Annotated in this window: 11 protein-coding genes, 1 tRNA gene and 1 pseudogene; 2 read left to right on the forward strand and 11 right to left on the reverse strand. The window is 46.7% G+C overall.

Features of this window, described 5'->3' with window-relative positions:
- Window positions 1–358 precede the first annotated feature (358 nt).
- The 3 genes from Q0339_RS04340 to Q0339_RS04350 all read right to left on the reverse strand — a co-directional run bounded on the left by Q0339_RS04340 (window position 359) and on the right by Q0339_RS04350 (window position 6457).
- Entirely contained in the window at window positions 359–4147 is a 3789-nt protein-coding gene (locus Q0339_RS04340; protein ID WP_298077584.1) for a pullulanase, read from the reverse strand.
- 723 nt (window positions 4148–4870) lie between these two features.
- Window positions 4871–5170 carry a cupin gene (locus tag Q0339_RS04345; RefSeq protein ID WP_268443667.1) on the reverse strand — a complete coding sequence of 100 codons (300 nt, stop codon included), beginning with the start codon at window positions 5168–5170 and terminating at the stop codon, window positions 4871–4873.
- Between the two features lie 900 nt (window positions 5171–6070).
- Entirely contained in the window at window positions 6071–6457 is a 387-nt protein-coding gene (locus Q0339_RS04350) for a hypothetical protein (protein ID WP_298077586.1), read from the reverse strand.
- A 237-nt stretch (window positions 6458–6694) separates the two neighbouring features.
- Here Q0339_RS04350 and Q0339_RS04355 point away from each other — a divergent pair, with 237 nt between their 5' ends.
- On the forward strand, window positions 6695–7225 hold the full coding sequence (locus Q0339_RS04355; RefSeq protein ID WP_298077588.1) for a hypothetical protein: 531 nt from the start codon (window positions 6695–6697) through the stop codon (window positions 7223–7225).
- A 69-nt stretch (window positions 7226–7294) separates the two neighbouring features.
- Here Q0339_RS04355 and Q0339_RS04360 read toward each other — a convergent pair whose 3' ends face one another.
- The 5 genes and pseudogenes from Q0339_RS04360 to Q0339_RS04380 form a co-directional block, all read right to left on the reverse strand.
- Entirely contained in the window at window positions 7295–8347 is a 1053-nt protein-coding gene (locus Q0339_RS04360) for a hypothetical protein (RefSeq protein ID WP_298077589.1), read from the reverse strand.
- 70 nt (window positions 8348–8417) lie between these two features.
- Entirely contained in the window at window positions 8418–9206 is a 789-nt protein-coding gene (locus Q0339_RS04365; RefSeq protein WP_298077590.1) for an alpha/beta hydrolase, read from the reverse strand.
- A gap of 76 nt (window positions 9207–9282) precedes the next feature.
- A complete protein-coding gene (locus Q0339_RS04370; RefSeq protein WP_298077591.1) occupies window positions 9283–9609 on the reverse strand; it encodes an inorganic diphosphatase in 327 nt (108 codons plus the stop codon).
- Window positions 9610–9751: 142 nt separating this feature from the next.
- Window positions 9752–10615: pseudogene (locus tag Q0339_RS04375) on the reverse strand (phage integrase SAM-like domain-containing protein); the annotation flags it as partial.
- 3 nt (window positions 10616–10618) lie between these two features.
- Window positions 10619–10804: a DUF3173 family protein gene (locus tag Q0339_RS04380; protein ID WP_298077652.1), complete on the reverse strand. Its 186-nt coding sequence runs from the start codon at window positions 10802–10804 to the stop codon at window positions 10619–10621.
- A gap of 246 nt (window positions 10805–11050) precedes the next feature.
- Here Q0339_RS04380 and Q0339_RS04385 point away from each other — a divergent pair, with 246 nt between their 5' ends.
- Complete coding sequence (locus Q0339_RS04385) at window positions 11051–11929, forward strand: hypothetical protein (RefSeq protein WP_298077592.1); 879 nt, start codon at window positions 11051–11053, stop codon at window positions 11927–11929.
- A 215-nt stretch (window positions 11930–12144) separates the two neighbouring features.
- On the opposite strand, the gene guaA is transcribed toward Q0339_RS04385, so the two are convergent.
- The 3 genes from guaA to Q0339_RS04400 all read right to left on the reverse strand — a co-directional run bounded on the left by guaA (window position 12145) and on the right by Q0339_RS04400 (window position 19971).
- Window positions 12145–13695 (reverse strand): glutamine-hydrolyzing GMP synthase, encoded by a 1551-nt coding sequence (guaA, locus tag Q0339_RS04390; protein WP_298077593.1) that lies wholly within the window; start codon window positions 13693–13695, stop codon window positions 12145–12147.
- A 139-nt stretch (window positions 13696–13834) separates the two neighbouring features.
- Window positions 13835–13917 (reverse strand) — tRNA-Leu (locus Q0339_RS04395).
- A 132-nt stretch (window positions 13918–14049) separates the two neighbouring features.
- Window positions 14050–19971: an endo-alpha-N-acetylgalactosaminidase family protein gene (locus Q0339_RS04400; RefSeq protein WP_298077594.1), complete on the reverse strand. Its 5922-nt coding sequence runs from the start codon at window positions 19969–19971 to the stop codon at window positions 14050–14052.

Genomic DNA, 19971 nt, shown 5'->3' on the forward strand with positions numbered 1-19971 from the left:
TCAATTATGTTAAAACTGAAAGTAAATCCGCTAATTACTCTCCCTTATACTCCTACTAAAAGGCTTGATAAATTAACGATTCAGCCACCTTCAATTAGTATAAGAACTTCTTCTAGCTTCTATAAGCTAGCTTTAAAATTTTTTGTCTCCTCTGATATTAATCCTCTATATAATCAGATTCTGATGACAACTTTTGTGCCACCACCACGCTCTTAACTAAGTTGCTTGTGCTAAGGCCTAGCAGTCAACATACCAATTACCTAGTCGACTCTAGCTAGCGGAAGTTCCCTTGTTAAGCTAACACACAAACAAAGCGAAAGGCAGGGGATAGACCCCTACCTTTTAAGTTGACTTTATGCTATTGTGCCTCGCGTTCTTTCTTCAAACCTAGGCCGACCATGAGGCTACCTAGACCGGCCATGACCGCTGCCCAAAGACTGAGTGGGGCTTGGCTCTCACCGGTTGCGGGCAGTTGGCCTGCTGGCGCTTGGGCCACATCGCCGCCAAAACCACCAAAACCGGCCCGCGCCACAGACAGAGGATCAATTCGGTCTGGCGCTTGGTTTTCTTGCTCAGGTTCAGACTGAGGCGCTTGATCTGGCTTGGCCTTGATCCGCAAGATAGTCGCCGTTAATGGTTGCAAGGTGACGGATTCCGCATCATAGGCTACCCCTACCAGATCCGTCAGGACTTGGGTCCCGGCACGGGCCCCGTCCACCAAGGCTTCCGCCTTATCTAAACCAGGGAAGCGCTCAGGGTTGAAGCGTAGCTTACGCACCTTATTATCTGCATTGACTACCACCAGGTAGCGGTCGCCATTAGAGTCCACCGCCTGATAGGCAATGACATTATCGCTATCCGCAATGTCTGGCGACGTCATCATGGTCACTTGGTCGGCGATTTCCTTAGCCGTTCCTTTGCGGAAAGCATCAGTAGACTTACGTAAGGCAATCAAGCCGCGAGTATAGGCTAGCGTCGCTTGGTTGTGAGGATATTGGCCATCTTCCGCAACCTTACTCCAATCAAAGCGGTTAATGATGTCGGAAGAATCATAGGAATCGTGAACAAAGTATGGATAGTCGAATGGCTTGCCCTGCTCATCGACTAAGAGATGGGTCTTATAAGGCGCCTTGTCGTCATCCACCTTATTCTTGTAGGCAGGGTCCAACAATTGCTTGGTCCGCCCCATTTCCTGACCGGAATGGATAAATGGCGTCCCTTGGGAGGTCAGAATCATGAGGTTGCCCAGATGAATGCGTTGATGAATCTCAGCCGCATGGGTCTTAGGATCCTTCTTAATAGATTGGGCGATAATATCATGCAAGGTCAAGTTGTCGTGGGCAGCAATGTATTGAATGACATCGCCCGGTGCATCCGCAATAAAGTTACTTGGGTTGGCAATAATATTATTGAAGATTTGGTAGACATTGCGTGGTCCGCCTGTCAAGAAGCGCGGTTGCCCTTCAGATGGGTAGCCGGACTTGAGCTCGTTACGGATTTCATCGGAGAAGACCGCCACACCGTCAGTCGACCGCATCCAGTCTTGGTCGGCCGCTTGAACAGGATCCCCTTCGTCCCCGACAAAGGTCCGCCAACCTTCCCCAAGCATGAAGACCTTAGGATTGAGGGCGCTGGCTGCCCGGTAAGCCTGGGCAATGGCTTCAGCATCATGGTCCCCCATCATGTCGAAGCGGAAGCCGTCCACCTTGAAGGTGTCGGTCCAGTATTTAATAGAGTCCACCAGGACCCGACGCGCCATCTTATGGGTAGTCCCTAGACGACCGCCCCCGAAGCTTTCGCGTGGGCTACCATCAGCATTCATGAAGTGGTAGTAGCCTGGCTCAATGTCTTCAAATATATGAGTCTTAGCCGTGTGGTTGTAGACCACGTCCATGATAACCCCCATGCCTTGGTCGTGGATAGCCTTGATTAATTGTTTGAATTCTTCAATACGGGCTTGCGGCTTGCTTGGGTCGCTAGCATACATACCGCTGAGACTGAAGTAGGATTGTGGGTCATAACCCCAGTTGTAGTTATTGTTTTGGGTACTTGGTTGGAGCTCACGCTGAGCACGCGCACTCTCATTAGCAAAGTAGTAACTCATGACTGGCAAGAGCTGGATATGGGTCACACCCAATTGCTTGAGGTAGCTGAGGCGTTCAGCAAAGGCTGAGAAGGTCCCAAATGGTGACTTGAGCTGGCCTTCTAACTTAGGATCAGAGGTGAAGTCACGCACATGGGCTTCATAGATGACCGCATCTTCGCGTTTCTTGAAGCCTGGAATATTAGCATAAGATAATTTTGGCCCAATCTTATTTGGATCCACGATGGCAGCCTTGGCTACTTTTTCCTTGGCAGTGGCTTGGTCCCATTTGGCTAAGGACTTAGCATAAGGGTCTAAGACCAGAACGGATTGGCCACCCCGGTCCACTTGATAGTGGTAGAAGTAGCCGTCCAGATTCTTGGCTGGCGTGTTTTGGCCATCCAAGGTCACCGTCCACAGGCCCGTGCTAGCATCCTTAGATAAAGGCACACGCGCCACCACTTGGTCCGGATTATCCTTATCATAGAGGACAGCGGTCACGGCGTCCGCGCTTGGCGCCCAGAGACGCATAAGGGCGGAACCGTCTGCCTGTAGGGTGGAGCCTAACTCGCCCTGATAATTATAGAGAGAGTCAGTTAGCTTCCAACCGGTCTGACTGTTGACGGTCTCGTCATGATAGGTCAGCTTAAGCGGCGTCCGGCTGACATCCTCTTCAGTAGTCAAAATCAGGCGCTTGTTAGTTGCATCGACTTCAATCTTAGTGACTTTGACCGGCTGACCGGTATTCGTTGTAACCGCCAAATCTTGCTGGACTTTGGCTAGGTCCAACTGATCCACTGCCGTAAAGTTAGCTAGGACTTGGTGTGGCGCCGTCACTTCGGCGCGGGTAATGCGTTCAGATAAGGTCTTAAATGGCGTCGTGTAGACCGTGTCTTCCTCATCATGCAGGTAGACTTGCTCATGGTTGGCGCGGTCGCTGAAGCTCATGTCTTTGGTTTGTTTTGAAGTTGCTTTGTTCACGAGTAAGAAATGAATGTCCTTTCCAAGTTCTGTAATAGGTAAATCTAAGTAGCGACCAAAAGGCCCGCTTTGGTTAAAGTCTAAGGCGCCCTTAGGCCAGTCGCTAGATGGGTGCTCCACATCCTTACCCCAGACCCAGAGACCCCAGTTGTCATACTGGCCGTCAGCCCGGTGATAGTGGACGCGCAGGCGATTCTTGTTGGCTGGAATTGGCTCTTCCACGCTAGCTTGGTAATTCTCATCCAGCCAGGCTTGTTTCATTTGCGGGTTGGTGATGGCCAGGCTTAAGTCCTCGGTAAACTTCTTGCTGCCATCGTTGACGTTGTTGAGCAAGTAGTTGATGGCGGTCGCCTGAGGTGTCACCGGCACATCTAAGTAGTAGCCATAAGCCGTCTTCTTGTCTTCCGAGAAGCGCATAGCTCCGGTTGGCCAGTTGTCGGACGGCGCTTGAACCCCACTGCCCCAGACCCAGGCGCCAATCTCGCTAATATTGTCGCTTGGCAACTTAGCAAAATGCATACGGAAATGCCCCGCCGGAATCTCCGGCGCTTGGTTGGTTGGCGCCACCTGCGGCGCTGCTGCTGGTGTAGCTGTAGGGCTGGCACCTACCTCAGGGGTGGCTGGTTTGGCGGTGTCGGCTGGGGTGGCGCTGTCAGTTGGCTTGGTGCTGTCGGCCGGGTTAGTGCTGTCAGTTGGCTTGGTACGGTCCGCTGGGTTAGTGCCATCACTTGCTTGAGTGCCGTCCGCCGCTTGGCTGGCAGCAACTGGTTTATTGCCATCAGCTTGGCCGGCTGAAGCGGCTTGGTCAGCTGGCTTGGCGCTATCAGCCTGCCCAGCGTCTGATTGAGCCGCTGGCGCTACATCAGTTGCCGGCACCGCTTTGTCTCCCGTGTCAGAGCTTGGGGCTGGCGCTAACTGGCTGCTAGCTGCCTCTTCTTGAGCCTGACTAGCAGCTAAGACCTGGGCACTGCCAGGCAGGAAGTATAGAGTTGTCGCTACTAGGACAGAAGCCACTCCCACACTGAGTTTCTTAATGCCATAACGCTCTTGGCGTCGGACTTGAGTTGATTGCATATCTTTCATAGTTCGATATCCCTCCTGCAATATAATGCGCTTTCATTATTTTATTATAGCATGCTCCACCCTTCTTTGCTCCTAGCCAGGTCATTTTGTTAACGCTAACAAACTTTCTTCCGACCAAAGAGGACACCGCCAGTCCATTGTTCTGCCTATCAATGGACTGGCCTCACAAAAAACACCCCTAAAGGCCCTTTTTGACAGAAAAAGCTCGCAGCTAGTCCATCGTTCCTCCTATCAATGGACTGGCTCATGCCTCCCCTCTGATTTGGGCCCTTTTCCGGGTTCCTAGCCGAGCTAGTGGTCCACTCTCTAAAGTGGTCCACTGGCTCGCGACTTTTCCATCGGTTTCGGCCTGTTTTCCCGTTTCCACCCCAGCTAGTGGTCCACTCTCAAAAGTAGGCCACTAGCTCGCGGCTTTCCCCTCGGTTCTGCCCTTTTTCCCCGTTTCCTACCCAGCTAGTGGTCCACTCTCCAGAGTAGACCACTAGCTCGAGGCTTTCGCCTCAGTTCTGCCCTTTTTCTCAGTTTCCACCCCAGCCAGTGGTCCACTCTCCAGAGTAGACCACTAGCTCGCGACTTTCGCCTCAGTTCGGGCACTTTTCCCCGGTTCCAACCCAGCCAGTGGTCCACTCCAAAGAGTGGACCACTGGCTCAGGGATTCTGCCTTGTATGTCACCTTTTCCCCACACCAAAAAGCCCCTGTCCTCAGGACAGGGGCTATACCATCTAAGCTTCTGGCGCTAGGTGGGATTTGATAACCATGAGTTCGCTATCTTCGACGGCTTCCAGGGAGTGTACTTCGTGAGGAGCCATGCGAATGATGACGCCAGGATAGATTTCGGCTGTTTCCTTCTCATCAGAGAAAAGGATTCGTCCTTTGACCGGGACGACGACCACCGTATAAGGGACGTGGTGCTGGCCAATGGCTTGACCGGCAGGTAGTACCAGGTGGGTGACTGTCTGGCTAGGCGTCTCCACCAAATGCTCAAAACGCTCAATGTCTGTGCGACCGTGATAAACTTTCATACTTCAAACTCCTCTCTAGTTCATAGTTCTATTATAGCACAGCTTCTATCGATAAAAGGCATTAAACAGCTTACCCCAACATTATCTCTAAGCAAAAACCGCACCTCTTGCATCGTGGCAAGCAGGTGCGGTTCATGTCAATGCTTAATTTTGTCCAGCAGCTTATTATCCCTCACTTGTAAAATAAGCCTACCCCAGTCCAAGAGTCCCTAATCTCTCGAGCCAAGCCTCCTCAAATGCAGAGCCCTCGCTCTGCACGCGCACCTGATACTGATGACAAAAATCTAGCATCTCCTTGTATATATGACGATCCGTTGAAAAACGCCTTAAGCGTCTTAGTAGCCCTATCCATAAATAGCAGCTACCTGACCATGGATGGGTGAAAATCCATTCAGCCATCGAATCCTTGACTTGAGGCACTTGAGCAAGCCTCTTCGTCATCCCTCTTACTTAGAAGGAAATCCTATGAAACTATATATTCGACAAGGAATCAGTACCCCCATACTCGACTTCCTTGTTGAGGAGTTTTATCAGGTTGCAAAGGCATTATAGCATGTCTTAAGTCGCTTGAAAAGAGTATAGACTCATTTTTTGTAGAGTTATGCACTTTTTTGATAATCGACGATTGCACTAAAGTTTTGGATGTTTTTTCGAAACAAATTAGAACAAAGTTATCAGTCATATCACCTACCTATATTCCTTGTAAAATAAAGATTATCCTATTTTCGAACTAGAGCTCTATCCAGGCTAACATACTTAACAATATTGAAAATTTCTTTTCACCATTCAATATTCGAAATTTGTATGTATACATAGACAATTGTATAGACTTTAATCCGATTTGTCGCGAAGTTTCACTCACGGCTCTCAATCGTGTCCGAACGCAAAAAAGAGACCCGGCTATCGCCCGGCCCCTTTGTCTTCAAGTTTGTCTTTAACGCCCGCTACCATGCTACGACCAAAGCCCTTAATATGAGCTAGAAGGCCTAATAGGCTGTCCAAATAAGTATCATCACCGCGCACCGCCAACATGACGGTCTCGCTCCCCATGTAAGCAGCCAGGAAAATCAGGAGGCTATAGACCAGATTGAGGACTTGCACACCTGTTCCTACCTCATGCTGCCAGTAACCCCAGACTTCTTGGACGGCATAAAGAGCGAGGATTAAAAGCAAATACCAGACTGCCTTCTGCCATTCAGGCGTGAAACGTGATTTGCGGCGCAACAAAAGATAGCCCGCTACACCCGTTAAGATAATATTTATAGTCACTAGTAAGAAGTTCAACATCTTACTCCCTCCTTGCATCCTAACTTTCTCTACTTCTAGTATAGAAAGTTTAGGCTTCCTAGGCAAGAAAAACTTTGGGCCAAGGCCAAAAATCAGTCTCTAGACCGAGCTGTTGTCCGATTTAAAACTACTTGTAGCTTTTTTCATAATCTCCCCCTATTTTGATGCGTGCTAGTTGCCTTTTTATGCAAAATTGCTATAATGATGATAGTATACTTGCGCACAAGGAGCAACAACATGAAAAAGGCAAAACTCATCTCCCACATTATTCTTATTCTATTAGCTATCGGGACAGTAGATGTCCTAGCCAACTTCAGTGGCTTAGATCTCCTGACCCATCTCGATTCCTGGGTTGGTCGGCGCCCCGACCATATCTCGGCGCCTAATGAGTCTAGCCGCGAGTCGTCTAAGGACTCCTCCTCTAGCGACAACTCTAAGGAATCGTCTGAATCCAAATCGGAAAGCTCCTCTTCTAGCTCTTCGTCTTCCTCTAGTTCGTCCTCATCTGAGTCTTCATCATCCAGCCAATCCTCCGAGTCCCGGCCAGGAACCCAAGACAACGATGACCAAGACTCCCCAACCAGTCCAAACACCCGTCAAAATGACGACTACACCGCGCCAGCCACACCGGCTACCCCGGCGCCAAGCCCAGACCCAGTCACTCCGCCAACACCTGCGGACCCAGTGGTCGAACCCCAGCCAGACCCAACACCTGACCCAGCTCCACCAGCCGATGGCGGCGGAGCAGTTGATGGTGCGGGGGAATAAGTAGATAGAAAAAATCCCAATCCATAATGGATTGGAATTTTTTGTTATTATATGTCTCTTTACTTAGGGCTAATTTTTAGCCTTCTCCTTATAGTCTTTGACAGATTTCTGGTAGAATTCTAAATCTCTCATGACCAGAATATTGAAGCGAAGATCCTTACTCTCCTTGTCGCCGAAAGTTCTGATTGCCACGCCGACCTTATCATTTTGGATGAGAACAAAACTGCCTTTTCCTACTTGAGGATCAGCCAACAGTTTCTTAAGCTCGCTCGTCTCTTCAAGGTTGAGCACTTTTAGGTAGGCAAGTAAAGCTTCCTTAGTTCCCAAGGTCAGGCTGTAGCCTAGCGTCTTGCAATCCGGACTCGCAATAAAACCTTCCTGATCTTCGCTAATCTTATAGTACTTGACAGACCTGCCGTCTTCTAATGTAATCTCTTCGGCATCTTGGAGGTGTGTGTTCTTAATTAAGTCCATATAATTCTTATAAGAAGCTTCCGCATCATCGTTAATCAAGCTCTCTACCTTAGTAAAGTAGTCAGTATATAAGTTAACTAGTAAATCTAAGTTTTGACTTGCTCGCTCTGGGTCAGCTGGCCGACTCACCTTTACAAAAAAGGCTAAATCACGATAAATCCGGATACCAAACTTCCCTTCGAAGGCAAATACTTGGACGATTGCCTTGTCATTCTTAAGGATTAGGACGCGCCCCTGGAATTTGTCAGGACTTGTCAGCATCGACTCTAACTCACTAGTTGGCTCAATAGCTAAAGCTGCCAAATAGCCTTTAATAGCCTCGGCAGGAAGTTGACCAAAAGCATAACCAAGTGTTTGCCCCGTGGTGCTACCAAAAAAGACAGCCTTATTATCCTCATTATCTCCTGTTCGATAATACAAATAGTCAATCTGAGATGACCAAATCGATTTAGTAGCTGGGAAGCGCTCCGTGGCCTTGATAAAGTCCATGTATTGATTATAAGACTTCTCCACATCGTCGGTAATTAAGCCCTCTACTTGCGTAAAGTAGTCCTTGTATTCCTCAGCTGTTTGTAGGCCAGATTCCGCTCTGACAAGACTAGGCACCATGAGCACGAGGGTGAATATGGCGAGCAGTAGTTTTTTCATTGGGTCACTTCCTTTATGGGGATTCCTTTTTCTATTATAACACGAAAGTATCGGGAACAATAACCTGCTGTCACAGGCACTTCCGAATAGCCTGTGCCAGACCCTCAGGATTCTCCCAAGCCATTGAATGACCCGCATTCGGCACTACTTCAATTTTCACACCCTGCTCTTGCAACTTCTCAAAATCAGGGTCGGGTAGTGTTTGTTCGCCGAAAATAAAATACTTAGGAAAGTCAAATTGATACAAGAGCTGTCTCCAAGAGACTTGTCCTCCTTGAACCGCATTTCGAGATATTTCGAATGCCGCCTTTGGCAGCCAATTTCTTAAAGTTGCTAGCCAAGTTGTATAACCTGCTTGTTGGTAGTAGACCAGCTTCTTGGCGAATTCCTGCTCCAAGTTGGTCTGATCCAGACTCGCAATATCAAAACTGGCTGCCCCATCTGAACTTGGGTCTAGATTCGATTCAGTCAGTATCAGCTTCTTGACGCGCTTGCTAATCAAATTACATAATTCGATAGCGACAGCGCCGCCTAAACTATGGCCGAAAACAATCACTTGATCTAGCTTCAAATCTTCCACAAACTCACTTAAATATTGAGCATGAGCCTTAACACTGTATTCAAAATCCAAGGGCTTATCGCTGTAACCCGCGCCCAACAAATCAATCAGAATGATTCGCTGGCTAGGCCCCAGCATAGCGGCTACTTCAATATAGTCGAAAGAACTGGCGCAGCCTAAACCATGTATGAATAGGATTGGTGTCCCCTTGCCATAGAGATCATGGTAACGAATTTTGTCATTTCTTCCTCTAATTTGGTACTCTCTCATTTCTAGCTCACCCATTCCAATTTGATCCATTACTTGACACAAAAGCCTCCCACCAAAAAGGATAGAAGACTTGTTGTATCATTCAGTTAAATTACTTTGCTTGCGATTATTTACACTCAATATGAGACTTGAAATATTTCTCTTGAAATCTAACAGCTTCTTCAATTTCTTCTACTGTAAATTTTGTTCCTATTGGAGCAACAACCCATTTTTCTTCAACGTCATCGTCCCTTTTGATAACTGCAATTAATTCTCCCTCATATTCATCTACTGCTTTATCAACGCCAAGTACATACACATCTTGTTCTTCTCCATCAGGAGCGATTATTCCTTCAACATAACCATAATTGATTGGATAAATATGTTCCGGATAATCAGGGTGAGAACTCCCTAGTGGACGATCTATTTTAACTTTTAAAACTTTGCCAATCATATTATCTCCTCCACAAATTCAGGGTTGTCACCCGCTATTTCCACAAAAGCCTCCCACCAAAATGATGGAAGGATTTCTTAAAATTCACCTAAATTCTACAACTCCCTTTTGAACCTACTTTTGGGGCTTTTTACTATCAAATCTGTCTGTCTTTCCAACTCTTTAAAATAGAAATCGTATCACCATCTAGGGAAATAATACGTTTGCCATCACTTGTTTTGGTATAGGCATTTCTTTGCCAGTTTTTCCTTGATTTTAGAATAAGCATATGATGAACACGCATACGCTTTTTATCGAAATCAATATCATTCCACCAAAGTGCCATTCCTTCATTTACTCGAATACCTGTCATGAAAAAAGTCCAAAGCATAACGAAATTAAGATGTTCATAAAAATCATCAAGACAGATTTGAGCAATAACACGCTCAAATTCTACTTTAGTCCAGTATGGAACGATAGCCTTTCCTTTCGGAATAGCTTTGGCTTTCTTAGAGATATTAGTTTCCAAATAACCCATTTCTACAGCATAATCAAGAGACTTTCTAAACATACCAAAGATTAGACTAGCGTAGGATTGAGAGTAGCCAGAACCATTTTCGTCTTCGCTTGACAGTAACCATATCCGATAGTTTTGAATATCTTCAATAGTCAAACCACGTAGTGTCTTGTTATAAAATCGTTCGGCTATCTTTTCAAGATTTTTGATTCTGACAGCATAAGTACTTTCTTCCACATACGATTTATAATATGGTATATAACAATCTAAAATAAACTGCTTAACAGTCATATTGTAATTAGCGTAAGTATGAGCTTTGTGATACTCTCGTTTTACCCGAGTCAATTCTAAATACGCCTCTCTGGCAGTAGAAAAAGGCTTACCGTTGCTATCTTTTCTACTTTTCTTTCTAATACGTTTACCACTGATTCTATCAATACCTAGCTCTGTTTCATAGAAATATTTTCCTTTCGTATCAACAAACACACCGCTATAACGTGTTTTTGCCATTTGTTATTCCTCATCTAGTTTTACACCGATAAGGTTTTCTACCCTTTCCCGTGGGACTAGTCCAAGTCTACGGTTATTGTAGAATGGTATACCTTTATTATACACCAAATCCTGCTTTACCGCTTGAATAATACTAATTGCAGTATGTTTCTTATATCCTAGTTTTATCAAGTCGTCTTTGTAGAACAATCTCTTCTGCCGTACGTGCAACAGGAATACCGAGGTAGTGTATTGCTGGATAGACCGTGGTGAAAAAATTAATTCGTATTCTGTTTTTCCTTGTTTAAACAAGGGCTCGTAGAAGGGCTTATATGAAATCATCGTTCTCATCTCTTTTCTAAATAGATAATTTCATTTTATCGTTTTTAATATATTGACTATGCTCAATAGATTGACTATAATTAAAGGGAGATTTATCGATTGGGGGATTTTAAATTGAAACTTAAAGATTTACATACCAAGCCCTCTCCATTCAATAATGTTCAAGAATATATATCAGACAAAGAAAAAGCAATAAAATTTAGTTTCTTATTGCAAGGAAAAGAGCCTGATCGTTCTGATTTGATAAAATTAATATATAAAGACATTTTTGAATGGTATGATGATAAAGAACATAGTGGCGATACTCTTATAACATATCGTACAGCAATTTTACGAAAATTTTATGGAAAATCATATAGTAAGTTATCAAGAGATAAACAACTCGAGATTCTTGGTATTATAAAATCATATACTGAACATAACGATGATTTTCCTTTCGAATTTGAACTTGAAGAAGAGGAAGTTTATCAGATTTGTAACAATTATCAAATAGGAAATTTTGGAATTTTTCCAAAAAAAGGAGGAATAAATCCTAAAAGAGCACAGTCTCCATATAATGATTATTTTGACCTTGCTTTATTAGTAATATGGGATTTATATGATGGTACATTGACTCTAGACGATGAGTCTGACGATAAGTCTAATGTTAAGTCTAATGTTAAGTTTTTTAAACAAGCAATTTTAGATAAGAAAGAATATTTTGACCAATTTAAAGATTTTGAGACATTTCTATCTGAGAACTTCCTAACTGTATTTTTTGATGATAAAGGATATTTAATTAGATTATCTGAAATTGATAATTTTGAGGAATATGTAAAAATTAGTAATCAGATTATTTATAATAGAGGACTTGCCATTCTAACCTACCTTCAATCGAGGTATGATGATAATAGTGAAGTGCCCGCCCAACAACTTGAAGAAAAGAAAATAGTTCCTAAACCAACTACCCAAGAGAGGCACATCGAACTCTGGAAATTGCAGAAGAAGAAATAGATAAAATTTCTAAACTTGATGAACATTTTGAAGATAATTTAAATACAAAAAGCTCTCTTAGTACATATTCACACTAAGAGAGCTTTTTGTAGTCTACTTGCCAAGTTTGGCGGGGATATTGGCGGGGTACCTTTTCTAAAAAGATAAATTTATACCATTCTAACTTCTAGGAACCCTATAGAAGCGGTGTAAAACATTCATTTTTACTTTCTATATTATTCCCACTCAATGGTCGCTGGTGGTTTACTTGTAATATCATAGACCACGCGGTTAACATGGGCTACTTCGTTAACAATACGAGCACTGATGACTTGCAACACTTCCCACGGTAGGCGGGCGAAGTCGCTGGTCATCCCGTCGATAGAGGTGACGGCACGAATCCCAACGGTATAGTCGTAGGTCCGGCCATCCCCCATAACCCCAACAGACTTGAAGCCTGGGAGCACGGTGAAGTATTGCCATACATCACGTTCTAGGCCATGGTTGGCAATCTCTTCGCGCAGAATGGCATCTGATTCACGGACGATTTCGAGTTTTTCTTCGGTGATTTCGCCAATAACCCGAATCCCGAGACCTGGGCCTGGGAATGGTTGGCGCCATACCAAGCTGTCTGGCATCCCCAGCGCTGTCCCCAAGGCACGTACTTCGTCCTTGAAGAGGGTGTTGAGAGGCTCAATCAACTCGAACTGCATGTCTTCTGGCAGACCACCCACGTTGTGGTGAGACTTGATGGTCTCAGCTGTCTTGGTCCCAGACTCAATAATGTCGGTGTAGAGGGTCCCTTGGGCTAGGAAGTCTACCCCTTCTAACTTGGCTGCTTCGTCATCGAAGACATAGACGAATTCGTTTCCGATAATTTTACGTTTTTGTTCAGGGTCGCTCACTCCGGCTAACTTGGACAAGAAGCGGTCCTTGGCATTAACCCGGATGATGTTAAGACCGAATTTACCAGCTAGGCTATCCATAACTTGGTCACCCTCGCCTTTACGCAAGAGGCCGTGGTCGACGAAGATACAGGTTAATTGGTCGCCGATGGCTTTCTGTAGGAGCACCCCTACGACGCTAGAGTCTACCCCACCGGACAAGCCAAGCAAGACCTTGCGGTCACCGACTTGTTGACGAATTTTGGCTACTTCAATCTCGATGAAGTCTTCCATTGACCAGTCGCCTTTGGCCCCACAGATATTGAAGGCAAAGTTGCGGAGCAAGTCATTCCCGTGCTCAGAGTGACGCACTTCTGGGTGGAACTGGACGCCGTAGATTTGACGGGCTGGGTTCTCGAAGGCCGCCACTGGGCAATGATCGTTAGAGGCCGTCACGCTGAAGCCTTCAGGCACTTGCACGATTAGGTCACCATGGCTCATCCAAACCTTCTCATGGCTATCTAAGCCAGCAAAGAGGCCTGTTTCACGTTGGTGAACATCTAACATGGAGCGACCATATTCGCGCTTGTTAGCAGATTCGACTTTACCGCCTAAAAGATGGGTCGTCAACTGCATGCCATAGCAAATCCCTAAGATCGGAATCCCCAATTCGAAGATGGCGGGGTCAATGGTGAAGGCACCCTCAGCATAGACGCTATGTGGTCCCCCTGAGAAGATAATCCCCTTGACATTGCCTTCGGCTTGAATGTCGGCTGCACTGGTATCATTGGGTAATAATTCACTGAAGACCCCAAACTCCCGAATGCGACGGGTAATCAACTGGTTATACTGACTCCCAAAATCCAACACAATAATTTTCTCTAACGATGCCTGTGTTTTCATGCTTTGCTCCTTTACTTGATCTTGTTATTGCCTATTGTACCAAAACCCCGTCCCGGTGTCATTAAATGTCGATGAGAGTTAGACTGTCTGCCCCAACCCTATATATAACAAAAAAAGGAGGGTTACCCCTCCTCGGTGATGCGGCCAAGAAGACTCGAACTTCCACGGGGATACCCCCACTGCCCCCTCAAGACAGCGCGTCTGCCATTCCGCCATGACCGCAAAATCACTACTCGATTATTATAGCATCTTGGACTAAGCATGGCAAGCAATTTTTTCAGAATTTTATTGCTGGCCTCCTTGCCCCAAATAGAAAAGAGGCTGAGACAAAAGTCTCAACCTCTCATATCTAAACTAGGCTTGATCTTCAGGGCGTTTGGTTGCGACGAGGCCTAATCCGGCGAGTAAGGATAGGGCAGCTGCGCTGAAGAGTAATGTTTGATCACTTTCACCAGTAGCTGGCAATTGTCCCTTACCCTCACTTGGCGTTAATTGAGCAGCCTGAGCCACCAATGGTCCGCCAGCTTGTTGACTTGGATTGGCTGGTTGACTTGGGGTAGTTGGCTGGCTAGAAGTAGATGGTTGACTTGGCGTTACCTGACGCTTACCGAAACTTACTGCATAGAGCGAGAAGTGGTTAACCGTCAAAGCCACGCGTCCATCATTCATCATCTCAAATGGCACTTCATTGACGATTTCTTTGGTGTCGCTGGTCAAGTAGTAGGCCTTGGTTACGGCCTTGTCCACTGGGAAGATAACCTTAGCATCACCTTTGACAGGGACTTCCTTGCCGTCTTTGTTGAGGAAGCTGATTTCATAGGCTTGGTGCTCGTCTTCGCCTAGGGCTGCCAACTTCTCTTTGAGCGGCACAACAGATACTGCCACGATGCTTGGATCCAAGTGTTTGGTTGGAATCTTAACCGAAACGCGCGTATCGCCGTCATTATCCTCGAAGGTCGCTTCGGTCTTGTCCACATTAAGGGTTACCTTAACCCCTTGGGTTTCATAGAGTGGCAACTTAGTGCCTGGTTGATCTGGTTGACTTGGTTGGCCTGGCTGACCTGGTTGGCCTGGCTGGCCTGGTTGGCCTGGCTGACTTGGCTGACCTGGCTGACTTGGCTGACCTGGCTGACTTGGTTGACTTGGTTGGCTTGGTTGGCTTGGCTGACCTGGCTGACCTGGTTGACCCGGTTGACTTGGTTGGCCTGGCTGACTTGGCTCAGGTGCCTTGATTTGCTTGAGGTAATCAACCAGACGATCCAAGGCCGCCTTAGTTATCAGATTATCTTGGCTCAAGCCTTGATAATATGCTTCTACAGCAGTGGCTGCTTGACGAGCCACCTCACTATCAATGCCTTTAACGCGTGCAAGTTCCGCTTGATAAGCTGTCATATCCAATGGCGTATCCACTACTTCTGGCAAGACAAAGCGCAATTCAGCCGCTGATTGGAAGGCTCCGCCATCCCCATAGGACTCCGTCCCAGTAATGGTAGCTTTCTTAATCTTGATTGGTTTATCGAACGGAATAACCTTGGTTGCGGCATCATTTGCCCAACCATCAAATTCAAAACGATGTTCCTTACCCGTCTCGTCTACCAAGACTAGGTTCCCTTTTTTGAGGCGACCGTTAGCGCCATCTTGACGTGGGACATACTCAAATCGAGTCACTTCCAGTGGTTGCTTAAAGGTTACCGTCCCAGACTCGCCGATAGCACGTCGATCCCATGGTGTATGCCATAATGTCCCCGTATCCCCGTCAAAGGCATACCAGAACTCTTCCCCTTCGTGGGCTGGTGCTTCCACTGATTCGATATCATCCCATCCTGGGCTAGTCCGTTTGACTTGTAGAGCTTCCTTAGCAGCTTGCACGGCAGCTACCAGTTTGTTTGCATCTTCAACACTAATGTCATCTTCTGCTTCGGTCAACGCTAAAATGGCATTCTTGTAGGCTTCTAGGCTAGCAGGAGTGTAGTTGCCATTGACCACTGGCGTATTTTCCTTGTAGGCTTCGTCCACAATTAACTTACCGGTTAAGTTAACTTCTTCAATCTGAAGATTATCCATCATGAAGTCCTTATAACCGCGAAAATCCACGGCGCTACCGGTCTCACCCTTATTATCGGAAGCTTTGTTGGTAGAGTAGATCCCTATCCAAGTATTGCCAGAATCCGATGCTTGTACAATAAAGCTAGCCTTACCTGGCTTATCGGATCCTTCCCAGGTATTACGCAAAGCATGCATCTTAAGCTTGCTGCGACGTGTATATTCGCCATCCCCTTCAACAAAAGCATAGGCATCATGAGACCCCGCTTCATAGTCGAAGGTGACACGATAGGTCTTGCCAGCTTCGAAGCGGAAGTTTTGTGGAATAGTTTGATAGACAAGTCGATCCCGTCCGGTTAACCCATTAGTCTTGAGGGACCAGTTACCCTCAATAACATCGTTAATTTTCTTGCCGTTCCAGCCCCGTTGGGTATAAGGGTCATGGCGTTCTGACAAGTGAGTACGGTTATCAGAAACACCCTCTACGTTCCCCACAACAAATGGGAAGATTCCCTGTGGTACTTCTTCAAAATCTTGTTTGAAGGTGCCCGGAGTCGTATCATGACCACCGCTATACATATTGGACTGATTCTCGAAAATTCGAATTTCATCGAAGTAGGTAGCATCCTGATCAGCATCGCGCCCTAAGGTCAGAGTCACATTGCTGACATCGAATCCTGTTGTAAAGAAGACATACATATTTTGGAAGTAACTGCTATTGTCCACCGTCGCATTCTTAGCTGAGGTGTTATGGGCATGTGCTTGGACGTAGTTCTTAGCAATAGATTTATAGGTATAGTTGCTGATGGTCTGATTACCGGATTTAATGGTGATATCTGCCTTGGCATTACTACGGTTATCCACCCCAACATAGACAGCATAGCGGGTGTTAGGCTTCAGGTCGGTGAGTTTCTGCGTTAGGGTCACCCGTTCCTTGTTGCCTTCAATCCGCAGCATTTCATTAGCCCCTTGAGACTTAACGATTTGCGCGTGTTGACTATCCCCTGTCTTGGTCCAGTGATCTAGGGTGCCACTGTTGAAACCTTGGTCATAGAGGTGGAGGCCTTCGCTCCAGGTCATGGTCCGTTTACCTTGGGCTACTTTGTAGAGCACATAAGGTTGATTAGCGAGCGCATCAATGGTAATGCGACCTTGGCTATCGACAGCTAGTTCTACTTGTTCCTGTTTACCTTGGTCAGTCAACTTGTAGAGATAGACCTTATCACCGCGCCAAGCTTCTGGCAGGGTCCAGGTGGTTTGCCCAGCTGTCTTGGAGAAGAAGTACATCTTCTCTTTGTCGCCAGTCAAGGCCTTACCGTTAGCATCCCAGTTCCATGGGGTTAGGTAGGCACCGGCATTTTCAATCACGCGACCGTTAAGGGTGACCGTACGTTGACGGTAGCCCGCATCATTTGGATCGTTCGATAGACGCTTGATGACAATTTGGTCGCCGGCTTCATTAGCCAAATGCACTTCCATTTCTGGAGTCCAATTATAGGTTTGGCCATTATCGGTCATTTGGACAGGGTGGCCGTTGACCCACTTGGTTACCTTGTAGTGTTGGAAGAATTTGGTCATGACATCGTGTTCGAAGAGGTTGGTAATATAACCTTCATAGTCGCTCCGGCCTTGCCAACCCTCGAAGTCCTTCATGTCGTAACCACCCAGGAGTGGATAGTTGGCTGCCCCGCCATAACGTGGATAATCCCCTACCCAGGCATCTTTCTGGTGGTTGCGGATGAAACGAGCAATATTGGAGTTAATCCCCTTGTTGGTATAACCACCATAGGTTAGGTCAGCTGCCCAGTGTTGGAAGGTTGAATCATATTCACCCCCGTGGCCCCACTCAATGGTGAAGCGCCAACCTTGGCTATTGATTTCCTTAGCAATCACGTGGGTAGCCCAAGCGCCGTTGTCCCCGGACTGGCCGTTGCCCCATACGTCTAGGTAAATAAAGTCGAGGCCCTCACCCAAGGTTTCTTTGAGGTCTTTCCACCGTTTGAGACGGTTATGAGCTAAGTCGTAAGCCGCATCAATGTTAATCCCTTGGTCTAGCCAGTTCCAACCATAGCTATAGGTGCCGTCTTCGCGTTTGCGCAGAATCGCTTCGCTGAAGTACTTAGATTCTGGATAGGTTTCAGAAGCATTGACGTGAATCCCTAGTTTAGCCCCGTATTGCTTGGATTTTTCAATCAGGGTCTTAAAGTCTTTGACGCCCCCAATACGACGCCCAATATCAGCATAGTTGAGGTGGCCAGAGTCGTGCCCTTCACTGCCGTAACCCTTAAGCAAGACAGATTGACCTAGGCCATCCGTATGCAGATTGACTTTCTTAATCCCGTCTAGGGTCATGAGGAATGGGTTTTGCGCATGAGAACCGAAGTTCATGGCAATCCGGTAAGCTACCAAATCCGGCACACTTTCAGAGCCCTTAGGATTATTCATAATCTTGCGGAAGGCGATGGCCCCATCCTGCCAGTCTACTTGTTTGTCCTTATTAAGGTCTTGGGCAAAGACCACCTTGCTACTTGGCAATTCGAGGGTATATTCAGGATAAACCAGTTTGCCATAGGCCCGTTGATAGTAGTAAGGCGAGCTTTGAATCCCGATATAGTTAACGCCTGCTACGCGTTGCTTGAAGGCGGTCAGACGCGTGAAGTCTTCAGAACCACCGCCGTAGCTAAATTGAGAGTTGCTCCAAACCCCGGCTGCGACTTTGTCAGAAGAGACAAAGCCATACATAAAGCCATAGGCGAAGTCATCCATCTTACCTGGCACTAGGTCCACATGGCTATCACCTGCCCGGTGGGTATTATTGGACATCCAAGAACCATCGAACTTAGCTCCAGTTTGATTAGAGCCAACAGAAACTAGGGTGTTCCCTGGGAATTCAATCGTCGAAATCAATTTACGAGGATTGTCGATTTCCTTGCCCATGGTCACCAAGTTCTTGTTTTCCACCTTGGTCACATCAAAGTGCAGTTCATTGCCTACTACCTTGAGTTGGACGGTAATAACCGCATCAATAAAGGCTTCAGGATTCTTAACTGTCAGCGTGTACTCAGCAGTCGCTTGGTCCACCTTGCGGTAAGTCACTTGGGGCTTAACATCAGTCCCGTTAATGCTGAGCTTATCTAGTTTTTGCACTTGCCCGGTCATGGTATAGCCGCCGAATTGATAGTGCTTGATGCGTGGGAAGAGGGTATCAATTTCAGCATCTAAGACGTCTGAGCGAATGTGGTCGTAGACGACATCTTGGTCGTTGGCTGCTAGGCCTGGATCTACTGCTCCATTATCTGGTTGACTTGGCTTGAGGTTAGACTGGTCGTCTGCCTGCACAGCCACACTAGTCCGTTCATTGCCCCAGGTTGCTGCCTTAAGATAAATCTTATTTTGTCCTTCTAAGGCCGTCTTCACTTCTTCTGGCACTAGTAAGGTATCAAAGAGGCTCTTACCATTGTTAGTGGCATTGAGCTGGCCATCCTTCTTGTATGTGATGGAGAGATTGTTGACCTCTCCTGCTTTAGGGGCTGCTACCCGGCCTTTTTGATACCAGGTGCTAGCCTTAGGCGATTTATATTCCCAGAACCAACCATCGCGGTCGTAACCAACGAAGATATGGTTGGCAGGGTCCTTATACTTGAGGAAAACCCCGAAGCGGGATTGTTTTTCTGTTGATAGGTCCTTGAAGGTCAAGTTGACACTGGCATTGCCATCCTGATCCACTTCCAGTCCCTTTTTCTCAAAGAGGGCAGGGTTCTGGCCGTTATCATTCTGAGCAGTAGAAGCCAGTTTATTATAACGTACACCACCTTCTTCCACGACTTCGACGGTCCCCTTACGGCTGCCGGTCGCAGTCCAGTCTGGTGCTACTGCTTTGTCTTCAGTCGCCGCAGGACTCGGATTAGGGCTGGTCTCCTCAGTGGCAGCAGGACTTGGGGTCTCTGTCGCTGGGCTAGCCGCTTCTGATGGAGTCTCTGCCGCTGCAGGAGTGGCTGTTGCTGTAGGGGTAGCTTCCGCACTTGCAGCTGGCTCAACCACATCAACGGCTCCCGCCGGAACAGGCTCTACCTCACTGGTGGCTGGGGTGTCGGAGACAGCTTCTTGGGCCGATACGCTTGGACTTTGGCCTAAGAGAAAGGCCCCAATAATGACGGAGCAAGTCCCAACACTGAGCTTACGAATGGAAAAACGACACTTCTTATCAAACAAGTTTTGAATCGAATTTCGCAT

The sequence above is a fragment of the uncultured Abiotrophia sp. genome (assembly GCF_938010525.1).
In the GTDB taxonomy this organism is placed as follows: Bacteria; Bacillota; Bacilli; order Lactobacillales; family Aerococcaceae; genus Abiotrophia.